The sequence below is a fragment of the Pseudomonas sp. YuFO8 genome (assembly GCF_035065025.1).
Taxonomy (GTDB): domain Bacteria; phylum Pseudomonadota; class Gammaproteobacteria; order Pseudomonadales; family Pseudomonadaceae; genus Aquipseudomonas; species Aquipseudomonas putida_AE.
In genome coordinates, this window is sequence record NZ_JAXDEQ010000030.1 from 52,145 (window position 1) to 70,835 (window position 18,691).

General features: G+C 61.3%; 21 protein-coding genes. 9 read left to right on the forward strand and 12 right to left on the reverse strand.

What is annotated here, in order from left to right; all coding sequences use genetic code 11:
- The 4 genes from tusD to SOP95_RS22935 all read right to left on the reverse strand — a co-directional run bounded on the left by tusD (window position 1) and on the right by SOP95_RS22935 (window position 1,920).
- Entirely contained in the window at window positions 1-393 is a 393-nt protein-coding gene (gene tusD, locus SOP95_RS22920) for a sulfurtransferase complex subunit TusD (RefSeq protein ID WP_274074802.1), read from the reverse strand.
- Between the two features lie 198 nt (window positions 394-591).
- A complete protein-coding gene (locus SOP95_RS22925; RefSeq protein ID WP_323608416.1) occupies window positions 592-1,296 on the reverse strand; it encodes a YoaK family protein in 705 nt (234 codons plus the stop codon).
- A gap of 25 nt (window positions 1,297-1,321) precedes the next feature.
- The gene (locus SOP95_RS22930; protein ID WP_323608417.1) at window positions 1,322-1,651 is read right to left on the reverse strand and encodes a DUF6388 family protein; all 330 of its coding nucleotides are present in this window, start codon (window positions 1,649-1,651) and stop codon (window positions 1,322-1,324) included.
- A gap of 20 nt (window positions 1,652-1,671) precedes the next feature.
- A complete protein-coding gene (locus SOP95_RS22935; RefSeq protein WP_034146936.1) occupies window positions 1,672-1,920 on the reverse strand; it encodes a hypothetical protein in 249 nt (82 codons plus the stop codon).
- Window positions 1,921-2,068: 148 nt separating this feature from the next.
- Between SOP95_RS22935 and SOP95_RS22940 the strand changes: the two genes are divergently transcribed.
- Window positions 2,069-2,419 (forward strand): hypothetical protein, encoded by a 351-nt coding sequence (locus tag SOP95_RS22940; RefSeq protein WP_046817189.1) that lies wholly within the window; start codon window positions 2,069-2,071, stop codon window positions 2,417-2,419.
- A gap of 125 nt (window positions 2,420-2,544) precedes the next feature.
- On the opposite strand, the gene SOP95_RS22945 is transcribed toward SOP95_RS22940, so the two are convergent.
- Complete coding sequence (locus SOP95_RS22945) at window positions 2,545-2,970, reverse strand: GNAT family N-acetyltransferase (RefSeq protein WP_323608418.1); 426 nt, start codon at window positions 2,968-2,970, stop codon at window positions 2,545-2,547.
- A 145-nt stretch (window positions 2,971-3,115) separates the two neighbouring features.
- On the opposite strand from SOP95_RS22945, the gene SOP95_RS22950 reads away from it, so the two are divergent.
- The gene (locus SOP95_RS22950) at window positions 3,116-3,553 is read left to right on the forward strand and encodes a hemerythrin domain-containing protein (RefSeq protein WP_274074781.1); all 438 of its coding nucleotides are present in this window, start codon (window positions 3,116-3,118) and stop codon (window positions 3,551-3,553) included.
- Window positions 3,554-3,568: 15 nt separating this feature from the next.
- Here SOP95_RS22950 and SOP95_RS22955 read toward each other — a convergent pair whose 3' ends face one another.
- On the reverse strand, window positions 3,569-4,069 hold the full coding sequence (locus tag SOP95_RS22955; RefSeq protein WP_274074782.1) for a methylated-DNA--[protein]-cysteine S-methyltransferase: 501 nt from the start codon (window positions 4,067-4,069) through the stop codon (window positions 3,569-3,571).
- Window positions 4,070-4,206: 137 nt separating this feature from the next.
- Here SOP95_RS22955 and ggt point away from each other — a divergent pair, with 137 nt between their 5' ends.
- Both ggt and SOP95_RS22965 read left to right on the forward strand, forming a co-directional pair.
- The gene (gene ggt, locus SOP95_RS22960; protein ID WP_274074783.1) at window positions 4,207-5,934 is read left to right on the forward strand and encodes a gamma-glutamyltransferase; all 1,728 of its coding nucleotides are present in this window, start codon (window positions 4,207-4,209) and stop codon (window positions 5,932-5,934) included.
- Between the two features lie 68 nt (window positions 5,935-6,002).
- Entirely contained in the window at window positions 6,003-6,536 is a 534-nt protein-coding gene (locus tag SOP95_RS22965; protein WP_323608419.1) for a cysteine hydrolase family protein, read from the forward strand.
- A gap of 124 nt (window positions 6,537-6,660) precedes the next feature.
- Here SOP95_RS22965 and SOP95_RS22970 read toward each other — a convergent pair whose 3' ends face one another.
- Window positions 6,661-7,302, reverse strand: coding sequence for a TetR/AcrR family transcriptional regulator (locus SOP95_RS22970; protein WP_323608420.1), 642 nt, complete (start codon window positions 7,300-7,302; stop codon window positions 6,661-6,663).
- 147 nt (window positions 7,303-7,449) lie between these two features.
- Between SOP95_RS22970 and SOP95_RS22975 the strand changes: the two genes are divergently transcribed.
- The 5 genes from SOP95_RS22975 to SOP95_RS22995 all read left to right on the forward strand — a co-directional run bounded on the left by SOP95_RS22975 (window position 7,450) and on the right by SOP95_RS22995 (window position 14,548).
- Window positions 7,450-8,451: a helix-turn-helix transcriptional regulator gene (locus SOP95_RS22975; RefSeq protein WP_323608421.1), complete on the forward strand. Its 1,002-nt coding sequence runs from the start codon at window positions 7,450-7,452 to the stop codon at window positions 8,449-8,451.
- A gap of 138 nt (window positions 8,452-8,589) precedes the next feature.
- Entirely contained in the window at window positions 8,590-9,789 is a 1,200-nt protein-coding gene (locus tag SOP95_RS22980) for an RHS repeat-associated core domain-containing protein (RefSeq protein WP_323608422.1), read from the forward strand.
- A 209-nt stretch (window positions 9,790-9,998) separates the two neighbouring features.
- A complete protein-coding gene (locus tag SOP95_RS22985) occupies window positions 9,999-11,834 on the forward strand; it encodes an amidohydrolase (RefSeq protein ID WP_323608423.1) in 1,836 nt (611 codons plus the stop codon).
- Window positions 11,835-11,895: 61 nt separating this feature from the next.
- Window positions 11,896-13,302: a purine-cytosine permease family protein gene (locus SOP95_RS22990; RefSeq protein WP_323608424.1), complete on the forward strand. Its 1,407-nt coding sequence runs from the start codon at window positions 11,896-11,898 to the stop codon at window positions 13,300-13,302.
- 142 nt (window positions 13,303-13,444) lie between these two features.
- Complete coding sequence (locus tag SOP95_RS22995; protein WP_323608425.1) at window positions 13,445-14,548, forward strand: sterol desaturase family protein; 1,104 nt, start codon at window positions 13,445-13,447, stop codon at window positions 14,546-14,548.
- Here the strand turns inward: SOP95_RS22995 and SOP95_RS23000 are convergent.
- The 5 genes from SOP95_RS23000 to SOP95_RS23020 form a co-directional block, all read right to left on the reverse strand.
- Window positions 14,451-15,173, reverse strand: a complete 723-nt coding sequence (locus SOP95_RS23000; protein WP_323608426.1) for a L,D-transpeptidase family protein — start codon at window positions 15,171-15,173, stop codon at window positions 14,451-14,453. The genes SOP95_RS22995 and SOP95_RS23000 overlap by 98 nt on opposite strands.
- The gene (locus tag SOP95_RS23005; protein WP_323608427.1) at window positions 15,170-15,955 is read right to left on the reverse strand and encodes a M15 family metallopeptidase; all 786 of its coding nucleotides are present in this window, start codon (window positions 15,953-15,955) and stop codon (window positions 15,170-15,172) included. The genes SOP95_RS23000 and SOP95_RS23005 overlap by 4 nt, the downstream gene beginning before the upstream one ends.
- A gap of 14 nt (window positions 15,956-15,969) precedes the next feature.
- The gene (lipA, locus tag SOP95_RS23010; protein WP_323608428.1) at window positions 15,970-16,926 is read right to left on the reverse strand and encodes a lipoyl synthase; all 957 of its coding nucleotides are present in this window, start codon (window positions 16,924-16,926) and stop codon (window positions 15,970-15,972) included.
- 142 nt (window positions 16,927-17,068) lie between these two features.
- Window positions 17,069-18,325 carry a serine hydroxymethyltransferase gene (gene glyA, locus SOP95_RS23015; protein WP_274074795.1) on the reverse strand — a complete coding sequence of 419 codons (1,257 nt, stop codon included), beginning with the start codon at window positions 18,323-18,325 and terminating at the stop codon, window positions 17,069-17,071.
- 134 nt (window positions 18,326-18,459) lie between these two features.
- A partial coding sequence (locus tag SOP95_RS23020; RefSeq protein WP_323608429.1) for a hypothetical protein occupies window positions 18,460-18,691 on the reverse strand: 232 nt, incomplete at its 5' end.

Below are 18,691 nucleotides of genomic sequence, written 5' to 3' on the forward strand. Positions count from 1 at the left end.
TCACGCACCTCCGAAGCAGATCAGGCGGTCGGCGTCCTGCACCGCATCGTGCAACTGGCCGAGCCCGGACAATTCCCACGGCGCGCCGACGGCGACAGCTTCGCGCTGATAGCGTTTGGCTTCTTCTTCGTTCAACACCCCACGGCGCAGGGCGGCGGCGATGCACACCACGCCATCCAATTGGTGTTCGCTGACGAAGGCGCGCCATTGCTTGGGCAAGTCCAGCTCGTCCTGGGGCGTGACCACGCTGGCGGACGCGTTGTAGACGCCATCCTGGTAGAAAAACAGCCGGACAATCTCATGCCCACCGGCCAGCACAGCCTGGGCGAACAGCAAGGCGCGGCGCGAGGAGGGCGCATGGGCGGCGGAAAATACGGCGATGGCGAACTTCATGGCGGACTCGATCAGCGAAACTGCGGCCATGATAAAGCTTTATCGGCGCAGGGGCTAAATCGATGTCGCCTGTGGGGCCCTCATCGCTGGCAAGCCAGCTCCTACAGGAAATGCGTCGGTCACAAAATTGCAGATCGCCACAGATCAACTGTAGGAGCTGGCTTGCCAGCGAAGAGGCCCGCCTAGGCGACATAAAGCTCAGCGTGGCATATACCCCAACTGCCAACGCCGCGGAATCTTCAACGACAACAGCCCCAGCGCCGCCGCCAGCAAGCCGCTGGCAAACAACGCCTTGAGCCCAAAGTGATGTTCCAGCACCGCACCGAGCACCGCACCGGCAAACATGCCGGTCCAGGGGATCAATTGCACCCTCCATCCATTGCGGCGCTCGCCGAGCATCCAGCGCCCCAGCCCACGGCCGAAGCGCGACAGGGCGCCGGTGACGTAGGTCAGGCCGACCGGCAGGCCGTTGACCTCTTCCACGGCAGCATTGAGCATGCCCATGGCGATGATCGCCGCCAGCAGGGCGGGCAGTTGATTGTCGTAGGGCCAGGCCGCTGCGGCGCACAGCAGGGCGGCAATGCACAACAGCAAGGGCAGTGACCGGCGCCGGCCCAGGCGGCTGACGATAATGCCCAGCGCATTGCCGACAATGAAGGTGGCGATGAGGATCACCAGGCGCAGGGTCAACCCCAGGTCGCCGGCACTGATGGCCACCGCCATTCGCGTGGTGTTGCCGCTCATGAACGAGACGAAGTCGCCGCTGGCCATGAAACCGATCGCGTCGGTCATGCCGGCCAGCACCGAGAGCATGGCCACCAGGCTCATGCCGATTCGTCCGCGCCATTTCTGCGTGTGCAGGTGTCCGGGGCTGGCGTGGGGCCTGGAGGCGGAAGGCAGCATTGGCGGTGACGTCCTCGAGCGGTGGTCAGGGGGTTATCCCGTACAGGTCGCAATACGCCAGCCAGTCCATGCCGGCCATTTCCGCCACTTCCTTGTGTACTTCCAGGCGCTGGGCCTCATATTCCTCAGGTGTGGCGGCGGTCAAAAGCAGCGTCAGCTCCCAGGCAAACAACTTCAAGCGCTCGGCTTCGGCCTCAAAGGCCTCATGCAAACGCTCATCGCGAAACTGCGCGAGGGTTTCGCCCTTGGCCTGGGCAAGCAGCGGGTTGAGGTTGTCGAGCTCGACGCGCAGTTCGGGACGCTCGTCGAGAAACTTCTTCAGTGCGTGTTCGTGTTGCTGCTCGGATGCCGCCATGGTCACTCCTTGGGAACGGATTATGAAGACTGTTTCTTGCTGGCCTTGGCCGCTGCCGCCAGGCACTCGAGGGCGAACTGCTCGGTATAGGTCATCTGGATCGGCGTGGTTTCGCCCTTGACGGTTCTTTCGCCGTCGAGGATGTAACGAATGCGCTTGTCGGTGACGCCGATTCGCTTGGCGATCCAGGAAGGTGTCTGACCGATCTGGCTGATCAGTTTGTCGGCGTATTCAGTGGTCGGTTTGTAGAATTCGGCATTGGGTGTCATGGGGCTTCCAGTGAAAAGTGCAATTCAGCGCTATTGGCGCGACAGGGTGCGCGAATCGTCAGGCGCTGTCGCGGTATAAATGAAGTAAAGCAGAACGATACGCAGTGCCACGGTGATACAGTCCGCTTTTTCCTGATGAGTGAATGCAATGCGAATTCTGATGGTGGCGCTGGCGGTTACCTTGCTGGCGGGATGCGCGAGCTCGGCGATGAACGACGCTCGTACCAAGGCCCCGTACAAGACCCTCAACTCGGACAAGCCGGCCAAGGACGTCGCCCAGTGCGTGCAGTTTTCCTGGCAGGACGAAGCGGTGTTCGGTGTCGATGCTGCCGCGTACCTGGAACCGGGAGAGAAGGGCAGCACCACCGTGTACACCCGCTCGGCGGAGTCTTTTGTCGACGTGACCACCGATGCCTCGGGCACGGTGCTGAGTTACTACGCGCAGCAGGATGATTTTGTCGCCAAGCGGCGGTTGGCGGCGTTGGCCACCTGCCTTTAAGGTCAATGCAATTCCCCATGTGGGAGCGGGCTTGCTCGCGAAGCCGGTGGGTCAGTCAGCATCGATGTTGAATGAAAAACCGCTTTCGCGAGCAAGCCCGCTCCCACAGGGTTTTTGTGTTGTGGTCAGTAGCTCAGGCGTTTCTGGAAGAAGAAATGCTTGTACCCCGGCGGGTAATCGGCGATGTGGCCGATCTCGCTGTAACCGCATTTTTTGTAGAACTCCGGCGCCTGGAATTCAAAGGTGTCGAGCCACAGTCCTACGCACTTCCTCTCCCGCGCCAGCTCTTCGGCCATCTGCATCAGCCGGGTGCCCATGCCCTGTCCCCGGGCCTGTTCCGGTACCGACAGCAGGTCGATGAACATCCACTGGTAAAACAACCGGGCATAGAGGCCGCCGAGGATCGCATCGTTATCGTCGCGCACCAGCAGGGCGATGTGCTCGGGTACCGCGCCGTCGGCCTTCGAGGCGTTGTAGGCGCGCAGCGGCAGCAGGATGGCCTGGCGCTCTTCTTCCGTGGGGGTGGGCGTAAACTCTATTCGCAGGTTCATGGCTATATCCTTATGGCAGTGAACCGGCAGCCTATCGTGGTCCCTGTCATTGTTCCAGCACCCTCAGCCAGTGGAACCCTCGCCAATACGCAGATGTCATTTACTGTGACGCGCCATTCCAGAGTGCGACCGATGAGGACATTCCGTGAATATTTTCGAAGCCTTGCGCGAAAGCCACGAGCGCCAGCGTACCTACGCCAAAGCCTTGATCCGCACCAGCGGCGATACCCCTGAACGCGTCGAGGCGTACAAGCAGCTCAAGTCAGAACTGCAGGCTCACGAAACCGCCGAAGAGCGGCATTTCTACATCCCGCTGATGGAGTTCGACAACGGCGTCGACTTGAGCCGGCACGCGATCGCCGAGCACCACGAGATGGATGAAATGATGGAAGAACTGGACAGTACAGAGATGTCCAGCCCGTCCTGGCTCGCGACCGCGAAGAAGCTGTCGGAAAAGGTTCATCACCATCTCGAGGAAGAGGAGCAGAAGTTCTTCCAGATGGCCGGCAAGTTGCTTGACGACAAGCAGAAAGAGTCGCTGGCGGGCCAATACGAGAAGGAATACCAGGCGCAGCTTGCGTGAGGTAAACCCGACAAATCAAAACCCGGGCAGGCGAGGTGTTCGGCTTTCCAGGCTGAGCAACGTCTGCTTCGCCTCCAGCCCCCCGGCGAACCCGGTCAGTTTCCCCGACGCGCCAATCACCCGGTGACAGGGCGCGATGATCGAAATCGGATTCCTGCCATTCGCCGCGCCCACTGCCCGCACCGCGCTCGGGTTGCCTATCTGCGTGGCGATCTGGCTGTAGCTGCGGGTCTCGCCGAAGGGGATGGTCAACAAGGCCATCCAGACCTTCTTCTGAAAGTCCGTCCCGACGAAATCAAGCTCAAGCTCGAAAGACTGGCGCGTGCCCGCGAAGTATTCGCGCAGTTGTTGCGCGGTGCGTTGCAGGAGCGGGTTGTCCGGCGCTTCACTCATCGGCCCCAGGCGCACCCGGCCCGGTTTGTCGTTTTCCCAGAGGATGGCCGCCAGACGTGAACCGTTCGCCACCAGCTTCAACTCGCCGACCGGTGACGCCAGGGTGATGCAGGTGTAGGTCATGTCGCAAGCATCGCCGAATTGTTGAACAGGTGTTAAGGATACTGCTTCACCGAGGAGGCGCAATACGCAATCGCGACCATACTTGCCTACGGCTTTTGATGCGTTTTCCTACTTAAATAAGAAGAAGAGACCGACTCATGAAGTACGAACCTTTTGCCAAATCGCTGATTGCGACCTCATTGGCGCTCAGCTGCCTGATGGCCCATGCGGCCTCCGTGGCCCCGGTCGCCGCCGAAAACGGCATGGTGGTCACCGCCCAGCACCTGGCCAGCCATGTGGGCGTGGATGTGCTGAAGAACGGTGGCAACGCGGTCGACGCCGCTGTTGCGGTGGGTTACGCGTTGGCGGTGGTCTATCCCGCGGCGGGTAACCTGGGGGGTGGTGGTTTCATGACCATCCAGCTGGCGGACGGGCGCAAGACGTTCCTCGACTTCCGTGAAAAAGCCCCGCTGGCCGCCACCGCCGACATGTACCTGGACAAAGAGGGCAACGTCATCCCCGACCTGAGCACCCGCGGTCACCTGGCCGTCGGCGTGCCGGGCACCGTGTCCGGCATGGAACTGGCGCTCTCCAAATACGGCACCAAACCGCGCAAGGAAGTGATCGCCCCGGCCATCAAGCTCGCCGAAGACGGTTTCGAGTTGGAGCAGGGTGACGTCGAGTTGCTGGAGTACGCCACCGACGTGTTCAAGAAGGACATCAAGGATTCCGGCGCGATCTTCCTGAGCAACGGCGAGCCGATGCAGGTCGGGCAGAAACTGGTGCAGAAAGACCTCGGCAAGACCCTGCGGGAGATCTCCGAGAAAGGCGCCGACGGCTTCTACAAGGGCTGGGTGGCCGACGCCATCGTCACCTCCAGCCAAGCCAACAAGGGCATCATCACCCAGGCCGACCTCGACAAGTACAAGACCCGCGAACTGGCGCCCATCGAGTGCGACTACCGCGGCTACCATGTGGTATCGGCACCGCCACCGAGCTCCGGCGGAGTGGTGATCTGCCAGATCATGAACATCCTCGAAGGCTATCCGATGAAGGACCTGGGCTACCACTCGGCCCAGGGCATGCATTACCAGATCGAAGCGATGCGCCACGCCTATGTGGACCGCAACAGCTACCTGGGCGACCCGGACTTCGTGAAAAACCCGATCGCGCATCTGCTCGACAAAAACTACGCGACCAAGCTGCGTGAAGCCATTAGCCCGCAAAAGGCCGGGGTGTCCAAGGACCTCAAGCCTGGCGTAGCCCCCCATGAAGGCAGCAACACCACCCATTACTCCATCGTCGACAAATGGGGCAACGCGGTGTCGGTGACCTACACCCTCAACGACTGGTTCGGTGCCGGGGTCATGGCGAGCAAGACCGGGGTCATCCTCAACGATGAAATGGACGACTTCACCTCGAAGATCGGCGTGCCGAACATGTACGGCCTGGTGCAGGGCGAGGCCAACGCCATTGCGCCCGGCAAGGCGCCGCTGTCGTCCATGAGCCCGACCATTGTCACCAAGGACGGCAAAGTGGTAATGGTGGTCGGCACCCCCGGCGGCAGCCGTATCATCACCGCGACCCTGCTGACCATGCTCAACGTCATCGACTACGGCATGAACATCCAGGAAGCGGTCGATGCACCGCGTTTCCACCAGCAATGGCTGCCGGAGGAAACCAACCTGGAGACCTTCACCACCAGCCCGGACACGGTGAAGATCCTCGAAAGCTGGGGCCACAAGTTTGCCGGTCCCCAGGATGCCAACCACCTCGCGGCGATCCTGGTGGGCGCGCCGTCGCTGGAGGGCAAGCCGGTGGGCAAGAACCGTTTCTACGGGGCCAACGATCCACGGCGTAATACCGGGTTGTCGCTCGGCTACTGAGGCTTGTGTTTGGAGGGGGACGGACTTATGTTCGTCCCTGATCCACTGACTTCTTCAAGGAAGGAACCATGACCACTGCACTGCTGATCATCGATGTACAGCAAGCCTTGTGCGCAGGCGAGTACGAGTGTTTTCAGATCTCGCGTGTCATCACCACCATCAACGATCTCTCTGCCCGGGCGCGAAAGGCCGGCGTGCCGGTGGTGTTCATCCAGCACGAGGAAAAGGGCAGTCCCTTTGCCCATGAGGCGGCGGGCTGGCAACTGGCCGAAGGGCTGGAAACTTCAGCGAAGGATGCGCGCGTACGCAAGACCACCCCGGATTCGTTCTACCAGACCAACCTGCAGAAGCTGTTGCCGATCGATGACTTCGAACGCCTGGTCATCTGCGGGCTGCAAACCGATTATTGCGTCAACGCCACGGTGCGCCAGGCGTTGAAACTGGGCTACGACGTGGTGCTGGCGGCGGACGCGCACTCCACGGTCGACAACGGCAACCTCAGCGCCGAAGACATCATTGCCGAGCACAACAAGGACCTGGCGCACCTGACCGGTTCCGTGGCACGAATCGACGTGGTCCCGGCCGCAAAAGTCCTGTTTTAAGCTACGCAGTCCCCTTGTAGGAGCCCGGCTTGCCGGCGAAGGCGTCCTTGAATATTGCGCTGGTCTTGCGGGCGCCTTCGCCGGCAAGCCGGGCTCCTACAGGGGAATGCAGCGCTCGCCCAGTTCAAGTCGCAAACTTCAAAACCCTGTCTTCCCGCACCACAAACGGCACCACGCCGCCCAGCACCAGCCGGGTAATGGTCGCCGCCGCGTTGTCGTAATCCTCGTCCTGTGGCGTCCCGCGCCCGGTGATATGCGCCATCTGCCATCCCAGGTTGGTGTACGTGCGCGTCGCCGACCAGATGAACAACATCAGATGCTCCGGATCCACTGGCGCCAGAACACCCCGTTCGATCCAGCTGCCCAGGCATTCGACGTTGCGCCGGGCCTCGGCGTACAGCAGGTCTCGACATTCCTCGGGCAGGTGCTTGGCGCCCAACAACAGCTCATCGCTGAACACCTTTGCAATGTGCGGGTGCTCCCGGGCGATACGAATCCGCGCCTCGATGTAGGCCGGCAGGCTCACCAACGGGTCGTCGCTCTCGCGCAGCACCGCAGAGGCTTCCAGCAGCGGCTCGACAAACCCGAGCAGCACCTTGGCGTAGAGGTTTTCTTTGCTCTGGAAGTAATAGTACAGGTTGGCTTTCGGCACGCCGGCCCGCGCCGCAATGTCGCGAGTCTGGGTGGCGTCGAAGCCCCTGGCGGCAAATTCCGCGCTGGCGGCCTCCAGGATCAGCTGCTGGTTGTGTTGGCGAATACGGCTCATGGGGACTTCTTGGCGATTTGAGTTTCGAAATATACAAAACTATATAGCGATAGAGCCAGTCTCATCCCCAAATCCGCCGGTGGACGCCATCGTGGCGCCTGTGGCATGGTCCCGGCGACAAACCATGCAGCGAACAGGATCGGCACGATGGAGCAGGGTAATCAGGGTGGCAACACCCTGCAGGCGTTCAACCGTTGCGTGTTGCACCTGGGGCGTCTGGCACGCGAGCGTGGCGCTGCCGAATTCATCGCCGACGGCTTGCAGGCGTTCCGTCAACTGGTGCCATTCGCTTCGGCTTGGTGGGGCGAGATGTCCACCTCGGTCGCCAGCGCACCGCCGCAAAGCTGGATGCACGGGCGCATCGATTTGCCTGACTCGTTTGCCGGCGAATGGCAACAGAACGCCGGCAGCGACAGATTCTCCCATGACACCTTGAGCCGTCCCGGCGAGGTCATCCGCGACAGCGGCTTCAACGACCCCAACGCCGAAGTGGATGCATTCGCCCGGCGCCATGATCTTTATCACCTGATGTGCATCACCTTCGAGCTGCCGGAAAGCGGCTTGATGTTTTTCGTCTGCCTCTACCGTGGCGCCGATGCAATGGCCTTCAGCGACGGCGAGGCCGATCTGTTTTCCGCGTTCTGCGACCACCTGTTGCAGCTGTGGCGATTCCAGGTGCAGGACATGATCTGCGTCGACACCGGCAACGGCGCCAGCGATTTTGGGGTCGCACGACGCGACGGTGGCCTGCTCTACATTGGCGCCGGGTTGTGCTCGGTCATTCAACGGGAGTTGCCCGGCTGGAATGGCTCGACGCTGCCCGACAAAATCATCGCGCACTTGCCCAAAGCGCCCTGCGTCATGCGCCTGGGCCGCTCGGCACTGACCCTCAGCCCGAACGCCGAGCACGTCATCCTGTCGCTGGAAACCCAGCCACGCGGTGCGGTGCTGGCACCTCGGGAGCGGACGGTGGCGATGTTGTTCGCGGCGGGTCATTCCTACAAGGAGATCGCCAAAATTCTTTCCCTCAGCCCCTCCACAGTGCGCACCTACCTGCGCAACTGTTACTTGCAGTTGGGCGTGAAGAGCAAGGTGGAACTGGGTTCGGTGCTGTGTTCGCCAAATGCGCTTGCTGTGCCCCGGGATTGAATGTCGCGGGTCGGGGACTTCGGTGGGTGATCCGGTGCTTTATCAGCCCGTTCACCTATCAGTTCTGCTAGTTCCCATCGTGAGTAGAACCGTCAATACTCGGTCCATCTGACGTTCGATCTTCAGGAGTGCTCACCGATGTCACGTCCGCGTGAAATGCTGATGTACCAGTATCGCTACGACGCACTGGACCGACTCATCGGTCATACGCTGACAGGTACCTGCGAGCGGCAACTCTTCTACTGCAAAAGTCACTTGGCCACCCAGGTGCAAGGAACAATTAGTTATTCACTGTTCCAAAACGGCGACCAGTTGTTGGCGCAACGACGACTCCACGGTGTGATAGATGAAGCCGCGTTACTGGCCGTTGATCAGCAACGCTCGGTGCTGCATGCCGTTGCTGCCACTGCACCCAAGGCCATTGCCTATTCCGCTTATGGCCACCGCCCTGATATTGACGAATTGTCTAGTCTGCTGGGATTCAACGGCGAACGGGTGGACCCACTGACCGGGTACTATTTGTTGGGGAACGGGTATCGGGCGTTTAATCCGGTGCTGATGCGGTTTAACAGCCCGGACAGTTTCAGCCCGTTTGGGCAGGGGGGCGTGAATTCGTATGCCTATTGTCTGGGGGACCCAGTGAACAATAGCGATCAGAATGGGCATTTCATTTTACCCTCCAGAGTTATTGAGTTGGGCTTGCGATGGCGAGGGAACGCCAGAGCTAAGGCGTTGGGGGTGCGATGGTTAGGAAAAGCCAGGGCCAACTTATCTCTTCCAGTCGGAGGAAGCATCTTTCGTGATTATTTTGTTAGTCCTGCCGCGATTGAAAATCTGGGTATTGCCACAAAAAACTTAAACGTTTCGACGCCTGGTACATCCAATCGATTGAGGAGTTTTTCTACGAGGAGCGTTGGTAATTCAGAGATCGCGGGGCATAACTACAGCTCCGGCATACACCGGCGGAGAGTGGTTTATCCATCAAGAAACCAAAGACAGTTCGATGCGACATCGGGTTCAGAGCTGGACGCCATATTTAGAAACCCACGCCATCCGCAACACGAGGCAATACTAGGTGTGTATCAACAAAGCGGCAGAATCAATATTGAAAATCACCTATCTGTTCCAGCTCCTCACACGTTCAATGCTTTTGGCTATCTAGACCCCGATCGTGTATTGGAACGAATTGATAACGGCCTGACGGGTAGTGTTCCAGGCGTTATGCCAAGCATGTTGATTCGCAGGATCAGGGAAGAAAATATAGCTCCACTAAATAACGCATATCTTCGGCAGCGATATCCTCAGTTTTTCAACGGAAATACTCGAGGCAGGGGATAGTGCCTTCTCCAGCAAATGTGCTCCATACCCTCCAGTGCAATTCTGAAGGGCGTGCATACATCACTCAAACCAAACTATTTTCTTGCCCCCTCCTCATTTGCAGAGGTCCATTCGAATGCCGCGCCCTATAGGGTATGCCCTGCATATCAAGGGCTTGCGCGGCAGTCTGGCAGGGCCCTTCAAAAACTATAAAAACAGAGGTGAGGCCATTGAAATTCTCCGGGCTATTTATCGCCGTTGCCGGTGCGACGGTCGTGTCCTGCGTGGCGCTGGTGGGGTGCCAGACCCAGGGTTCGACCAGTGCCGACATGGTCATGCGCAACGGTTACGTGTACACCGTCGACGGCAAGGATTCGGTGCAGCAGGCGGTTGCCGTCAAGGACGGGAAGATCCTGTATGTCGGCAGCGATGAGGGCGCTGCTTCTTACATCGGCACCCAGACGCAAGTGATCGATCTGGCCGGGCGCATGCTGATGCCGGGTTTCATCGATGCGCACATGCATCCGGGGGACGGCGGTCGCGCCATGACCTTGTGCGATCTGAAGTACCAGACGATGACCCGCAAGGTGTTCCAGGAAACCATCCAGGCTTGTCTGGATGCGGACAAGGACAAGGGCGACGACGTCTGGCTCGAAGTCGGCAGTTGGGATCGCATGGGCATGGCCGGCCTCGACGGCGATGCCGACAAATCGACCCTCGATGCGCTCAAGACCCGGCGCCCGATCCAGGTGCGCTCCACCGACTTCCACACCGTGCTGGTCAACTCCCGCGGCCTCGCGGTGGCGGGCATCGACAAGCGCACGGCCAACCCCGGCGATGGCAAGTACGTGCGCGACAGTGCCGGCAATCCGACCGGCATCTGCGAGGACGGCGCGGCGGATGCCATGGCCGCCGTGGTTCCCCCGGCCACCGACGCCGAGAAGCTGATGCAAAGCCGCGCCGCGCTCGACGCCATGCGCCAGCAGGGCATCACCAGTTTCTTCGATGCCATGTCGGGACCGGAGAACGCCAAGGCATTCACCGCCCTCGCGCAGTCCGGCGAACTCACCGCCCGGGCCTTGCTGGCGATCAAGCTGGACCCGGCTGCCGCCACTGCAGACCCGGATAAAACCATCGCCGAGGCCAAGGCGCTGGCCAGCACCTACGACCAGGGGGAAACCAAGGTCGCGCCGGGCGTGAGCATGCGTCACGTCAAGTTGTTCATGGACGGCATCATCAACGCACCGGCCGACACCGGGGCGATGTTGACGCCGTACCTGCACAACGCCGGCACCGAAAAGTCACCGAAATGGGCGCCGGGCAAGAACCGTGGCGAGCTGTATTTCCCGCCCCAGGTTCTCAATCCGCTGCTGCTCAAGGCCGTCCAGGCCGGTCTCGATCCGCACCTGCACGCCACCGGCGACCGCGCGGTACGCGACTCGCTCAACGGCATCGCCTACGTGCGCCAGCAATTGCCCGGCAACCCGTTCCGCCCGGCCATCACCCACGCCGAGTCGGTGGACCCGGCCGATTACGGGCGCTTCAAGGCGCTGGACGTGACCGCCAACATGTCGTTCCAGTGGGCGCAGCAGGCACCGTCCACGGTGGACGGGACCAATGAGCATCTGGGCGCCGAGCGGTTTTCCCGCATGGAACCCTCGGGCAGCATCGCCCGCGCTGGTGGCCGGGTGGCGTATGGCAGCGACTGGCCGGTGGACCCGCTGGACGAGTTCCTCGCGTTGAAGATCGGTGTCACCCGCGCGGGCGATCCACAGAACCCGCACAGCTATGGCCCCCAATACGCGGGCAGGCTCAACGATGACCCGTCGCTGTCCCGTGCCGAGGTGCTGCGCACCATCACCCTGAATGCGGCCGAGCAACTCAGGCTGGAAAAAGTGACGGGCTCGGTCGAGGTGGGCAAGTTTGCCGACCTGATCGTCCTGGACAAGAACTTCATGCAGGTGCCTGAGGACGAGTTGGGGCGCAATCAGGTGTTGCTGACGCTGGTGGGCGGCAAGGTGGTGTGGGCGAAGGCACCGTTTCTAAGCCAGGTAGCCAAACGGTAAGGCTTTTGCAGGGGCGGTGTGCGGCGTGCACGATTGTGCTTTTAACAAGAGAACAACAATAATGACCGATAGTCAGCAACGAAGTCCCCTGATCGAGACCCGCTCGATCGATTACATCCCCGAGGCCGAGCGCCACGGCAGTCTCTATAGCCAGTTCACCCTGTGGCTCGGCGCCAACCTGCAGATCACCGCGATCGTCACCGGGGCGTTGGCCGTGGTGTTGGGCGGTGATGTGTTCTGGTCGCTCATCGGCTTGCTGATCGGCCAAATACTGGGCGGCGCCGTGGTGGCGCTGCACGCCGCCCAAGGGCCGAAGCTCGGGTTGCCGCAGATGATTTCCAGCCGCGTGCAGTTCGGGGTGTACGGCGCGGCGATCCCGATTGTGCTGGTGTGCCTGATGTACCTCGGCTTCAGCGCCACCGGTGCGGTGTTGTCGGGGCAGGCGATTGCCCAGTTGATCAGCGTCAGCGACAGTGCCGGCATCCTGATTTTCGCCGCCTGCATCGCGCTGCTGACGATGTTCGGTTACCGGGTGATCCACCTGGTCGGGCGGGTGGCCAGCGTGTTGGGCGTGATCGCGTTCGTCTATCTGTTCAGCCGCTTGATCAGCCTCAACGACATCGGCCTGTTGCTGGAAAACCGCCACTTCAGCTGGAGCACCTTCCTGCTGGCGGTGTCGCTGTCGGCTTCCTGGCAGATCGCCTTTGGCCCGTACGTGGCTGACTATTCGCGCTACCTGCCGAGCAACACCTCGTCCTGGAAAACCTTCGCCGCCGTCGGCCTCGGCACCGTGCTGGGCGCCCAGGCGTCGATGGTGTTGGGCGTATTCGCCGCGGCGTTGGCGGGGGCGAACTTTCGCGGACATGAAGTGGCGACCATCGTCGGCCTGGGCAGTACCGGGGTGATGGCTTCCCTGCTGTACCTGAGCGTGGTGTTCGGCAAGGTCACGGTGTCGACCCTCAATGCCTATGGCAGCTTCATGTGCGTGGCCACCATCATCAGCGGCTTTCGCCGTCGCCTGGAAATCAGCGCCGGCCAGCGCATGGTGTTCGTGCTGGTTATCGTCGCGGCGTCCACCACCCTCGCACTGCTGGGCCAGTACTCGTTCCTCAATTCGTTCAAGTACTTCATCCTGTTCCTGCTGACGTTCTTCACCCCCTGGAGCGCGATCAACCTGGTGGATTACTACTTCATCAACAAGGAGCGTTATGACATCCCGGCATTGTCCGACCCGGCAGGACGCTATGGTCGCTGGAACATGCCGGGCATCAGCGTGTACGTGATCGGCGTGTTGATCCAGCTGCCTTTCGTCGACACTCATTTCTATTCCGGACCGATGGTCGCGCAACTTGGCGGCGTGGATATTTCCTGGATCGTCGGCCTGGTGGTGCCGGGAATCCTGTATTTCCTGATGGCCAGGACCTCGACAGGAGTTGTGCCAGTTGCCGAAATTCAAAGACCTGAATAAGATACATCCGCAATAACATTCTGTAGGAGCCGGCTTGCCGGCGAAGGCGTTCTCAAGGTCGTCATCGCCGGCAAGCCGTGCTCCAGCGACAAGCGTTTTTCGAACCTACCCAACGCTCTACTTGCGCAGGGGGCAGCCTTTCATGGATGTTCTCGCACCGATCGACCAGTACCTGCACCGGTGGCTGATCGCGCCTGTCAGCGACCAGTTCCTCGGGCTCTTCGACCTCAATGGTCGTCTCTGTGTGGCCTTTCTTTTCACCTCCTACGCCGTGGCCTACGGCCTGTTCCGCTGGCGCAGATCCCGCGGGCTGACCGACGCTCCCACCTTCTGGCAGTTCATCGGCGGCAACCGCGTGCATTTTCATCCTTCGGCGCTGCTCGATTACCGTTACTACTTCGTGCGCGCCATCCTCAAAGTCCTGCTGGTGGTGCCCATCATCGGCCTGGTCGATCCGTACGTATTGCGCTCCGGGGACTACATGCGCTTCTTCACCCGGCTGTGGGGCGCACGGGTGCAGGTCGAGGAGCACCTCGCCCTGTCCTTGCTCTATGGCCTGGGCGTGTTCCTGCTGCAGGACTTCATCCATTACTGGGCACACCGCGCTTACCACTCGCGCTACCTGTGGGCGTTTCACAAAGTTCATCATTCGGCGACCGTGCTGGTACCGGTAACGGCGAGCCGGGTGCATTTCCTCGAGAAGGTGGTCGAGCGCTTGATCGATCTCGTGTTCGTCAGCGCCTTTGCCGGCATCTTCTGGTACGCCTGCGGCGGGGAGATCAGCCGTTACACGCTGTTCGGCGTGACCTACATGGTGTTCATCCTCAACGCCCTGGCAGCCAATCTGCGCCACAGCCATGTCTGGCTGTCCTTCGGGCCGCGGGTCGAGCACGTGCTGAACAGCCCGGCCCAGCACCAGATTCACCACAGCGACGCACCGCGACATTTCAACAAGAACTTCGGGGTCAACCTGTCACTCTGGGACTGGATGTTCGGCACGCTGTACGTCACCCAGGCGCAACCGGAGCCCATCCGCTTCGGCACCGGCGAGGCGGATCATGGCCGTTACTTGAGCCTGTACAGCCTGATCGTCACGCCCTTTGTCGACACGCTGGGCAAGATCCGCCTGGCCAGGCGCCCGCTGGGGGTCAGCGCGGTGGCAGGTGCCAGCGTTCCCGCAACTGCTCGTACTGCGCCTCGGGCAATTGCACCAGCAGCGGAGCCTGGCGCGGGTCGAGCCAACTGAGCAGGCGAGCGATATCCGTCGGGTCCATCGCGGTGCAACCCCGGGTCGGTGCCGTGGGGCCACGCCAGATATGGAAGAAGATGCACGAGCCGGCCGCCGGGGATGCCGGTGTGTTGTGCTCGATGAAGATGCCCTGGCGATACAAGTCATCCTTGCGGCGCATGCGTTCGGCGCTGTTCCAGTCTTTTGTAATCGTGGCGCCGTCGACCAGTTCGTTGTAACGCGTGGACTGACTGTCATCCACGCATTCGATGGTCGAGGTCAGTGCGAGGTAGGGCAGGCGAGTCTCAACGGAAGCGTCGTAACCAAAAGCGCTGCCCAGTTTGAACATCCCGGCAGGTGCCTTTCCATCGCCTTCCTGTTTCACCGGCCCCTGAAGTTGCCGGGTGTCGAGCAGTCCCTTGCCCCAGCCCATGCCGTGTTTGCCGAGAACCACCGCAAACGGCGCTTCGACCTTTTCGAAGGTGCTGCCGCGGCGTTCATACCGTTGGGCGATGCCCTGGATGGCATTCCAGTTGTTGCTGGTGACCACGATCAACTGACCACTGCCATCGAGCCCTTGCGCCATCGCGGCACAGGGTAGCAGCAGGAGCAGCCACGCGCAGATTTTGCCAAGCCTGTTCATGGCGCGAGCGGGGTAATGGGGAAGTCCATGACGGTCTTCAACGACGCATCACGGGTATAGGTGAAGTGCCACCACTCGGCGGAGTAACCGGTGAATCCCTCCTGCTCCATGGCGCGGGTCAGTCGCTGGCGATTTTCCATGGCCGCCTCCGTGATCGACGTCGAATCGGTATGGGCGCGCTCATCGAAGCAGTCGAAACCGGTGCCCATGTCGACTGCGCCGTCGTGCCAACGCTGACCATAAGGTGCCGTGCAATCGACTGGCGTGACTGACGGCGTCCAGGTGTCGGCGGGCAGGGCACCCGGCCCCGTCATGCTGAGGTCGACGGTGCCACCTTTGGAGTGGTTGGACACCCGCGCCACATAACCCAGGCGCCAGAAGTCCTGCTTGTCCACCCGTGGATAGAATTCGGCCTTGCGCGGATCGCCCGGCTCCGTGGCGAAGCGCCCCATGTCGGCGACCGCGCGGCTGGGGCGATAACAATCGAACACCTTCAAGCCATAGCCTTGCGCCTGCAGCGCCGTTTGCACCCGGCCGAGGGCCTTGGCGGCCTCCTGTGACAACAGGCACTCGGGCGCTTCGTAACCGTCGAGCGGGTGCCCTGTGAAATTGTGGGCGCTGGCATAACGGATGTCCTGCTCGATGCCCGGGGCGATGGTGCGCAAATACACCATGTGCTCGGGCTTCGGTTCGGCACCGGCGAGGCACGGCAGGGCAAGACTTAAAAACAAAAGCGATGATCGAGCGGCAAAGGGCATCGGGCCGGGCCTCCTGAAATCCATGACAAGTCACCTCATCATGGCTTGAAAGCCGCCACACCTCCATGAAGTTGTTGATCGGCATGATAGGACGAACGCACCAATGGCCCGGACGCGACGTTCTTGAAGCCCATCCGCGCGCCTTCCTCGGCGAACCAGGCAAACACGTCCGGGTGCACGAAACGCTGCACCGGCAAGTGGCTGCGCGACGGTTGCAGGTACTGGCCGAGGGTGAGCATGTCGACATCGTGCTCGCGCAGGCGCTGCATGACTTCGATCACTTCCTCGTCGGTTTCCCCAAGACCCAGCATCAGCCCGGATTTGGTGGGGACGTGCGGCACCCGCTGCTTGAAGTTTTGCAGCAGGTCCAGCGACCACTCGAAATCCGAGCCCGGCCGCGCGGCCTTGTACAGGCGCGGCACGGTTTCCAGGTTGTGGTTGAACACATCGGGCGGCTCAAGCGCCGTAATCGCCAGGGCCACGTCCATCCGTCCGCGATAGTCCGGCACCAGGGTTTCCAGCTGGATGCCCGGGGACAGCTTGCGGATCTCGCGCAGGCAGTCGACGAAGTGTTGGGCGCCACCGTCGCGCAAATCGTCGCGGTCCACCGAGGTGATCACCACGTATCTGAGGCGCAGTTCGGCGATGGCCACGGCGAGGTTGCCCGGTTCATCGACGTCCAGGGGTTTCGGACGCCCGTGGCCGACATCACAGAACGGGCAGCGCCGGGTGCAGATGTCGCCCATGATCATGAAGGTCGCGGTGCCCCCGGAAAAACACTCGCCCAGGTTCGGGCACGAGGCTTCCTCGCAGACACTGTGCAGCTTGTGTTTGCGCAGCAGTTGCTTGATCCGGTCAACCTCGGGGGAGGTCGGCATGCGCACGCGGATCCAGTCCGGTTTGCGCGGGAATTCATCGGTGGGAATGATCTTGACCGGAATCCGCGCGACCTTTTCCGCACCGCGCAGTTTGGTGCCCACTTGCACTTTGTTCATAGGTTTCCCATGGTCTGTCAGACAAGAACCGGACCTGTAGGAGCTGGCTTGCCAGCGAAAGCGGTCGAACGATCAACATCTATGTTGAATTTGCCGACGTCTTCGCTGGCAAGCCAGCTCCTACAGGTTTTGTGGTGTGTGCTTAGTCGCGGTAGACCGGGAAATCGCTGCACATCGCAGCGGCCTGACGGGCGACCTGAGCCTCGACATCGGCATCGCCGAGATGATCGAGGATGTCGCAGATCCAGCCGGCCAGCTCGATGCTCTGGGCTTCCTTGAACCCGCGGCTGGTGATCGCCGGCGTACCGATGCGCAGGCCCGAGGTCACGAACGGCGACTGCGGATCGTTGGGCACGGCGTTCTTGTTCACGGTGATGCCGGCACGGCCCAGAGCGGCGTCGGCGTCCTTGCCGGTCAGGCCCTGGCGGATCAGGCTGACCAGGAACAGGTGGTTGTCGGTGCCACCGGACACCACGTCATAACCTCGTTCGATAAACACCTGCGCCATGGCCTGGGCGTTGCGGATCACTTGCGCCTGATAGGTCTTGAACGCCGGCTCCAGCGCTTCCTTGAAGCACACAGCCTTGGCGGCGATCACGTGCATCAGCGGGCCGCCCTGGCCACCGGGGAATACGGCGGCGTTGAGTTTTTTCTCAAGTTCCGCATTGGCCCTGGCCAGGATCAGCCCACCGCGCGGACCGCGCAGGGTCTTGTGGGTCGTGGTGGTGACCACGTCGGCATAGGGCAGCGGGTTGGGGTACAGACCGGTGGCCACCAGCCCGGCGACGTGGGCCATGTCGACGAACAGATAGGCGCCAACTTTGTCGGCGATCTCGCGAAAGCGCGGGAAGTCGAGAGTCTTGGAGTAAGCGGAGAACCCGGCGATGATCATTTTCGGTTGATGCTCGACGGCCAGGCGCTCGACTTCGTCGTAGTCGATCAACCCGGTCGCGGTGTCGATACCGTATTGCACGGCGTTGTAGAGCTTGCCGGAAAAACTCACCTTGGCACCGTGGGTCAGGTGACCACCGTGGGCCAGGCTCATGCCCAGCACAGTGTCGCCGGCCTGCAGCAACGCCAGGTAAACCGCGGCGTTGGCCTGGCTGCCTGAGTGCGGCTGGACGTTGGCGTAGTCGGCGCCGAACAGCTGTTTGGCGCGATCGATGGCCAGTTGTTCGACCACGTCGACGTGTTCGCAGCCGCCGTAATAGCGCTTGCCCGGATAGCCTTCGGCGTACTTGTTGGTCAGGCCGCTGCCTTGTGCCTCCATGACCCGTTGGCTGGTGTAGTTCTCCGAGGCGATCAGCTCGATGTGGTGTTCCTGCCGCGCGTCCTCGGCGTTCATCGCTGCGAGCAGTTGGTCGTCGTAGCCTTTGATCTGGTCGTGCTTGCTGAACATGGTGAAGGTCCTCTGTTGTTCTCGAAAGGGGGGGGCGCACACACCTTGTAGGAGCTGGCTTGCCAGCGAAGGGGCCATCAAGGCCGCCAGAAGCTTCGCTGGCAAGCCAGCTCCTACAGGGGTTACGCGCAGGGTTATGCGTCTTGGTAGTCGGCGATGGATGGGCACGCGCAGATCAGGTTGCGGTCGCCGAAGACGTTGTCGACTCGGCCTACGGGCGGCCAGTATTTGCTGTCGATCAAGGTGTCCAGCGGATAAACAGCCTGCTCGCGGCTGTACGGATGCGTCCACTCGCCGACGATTTCCGCCGCGGTGTGCGGAGCGTTCTTCAGCGGGTTGTCGTCCTTGTCCAGCGTGCCGTTTTCC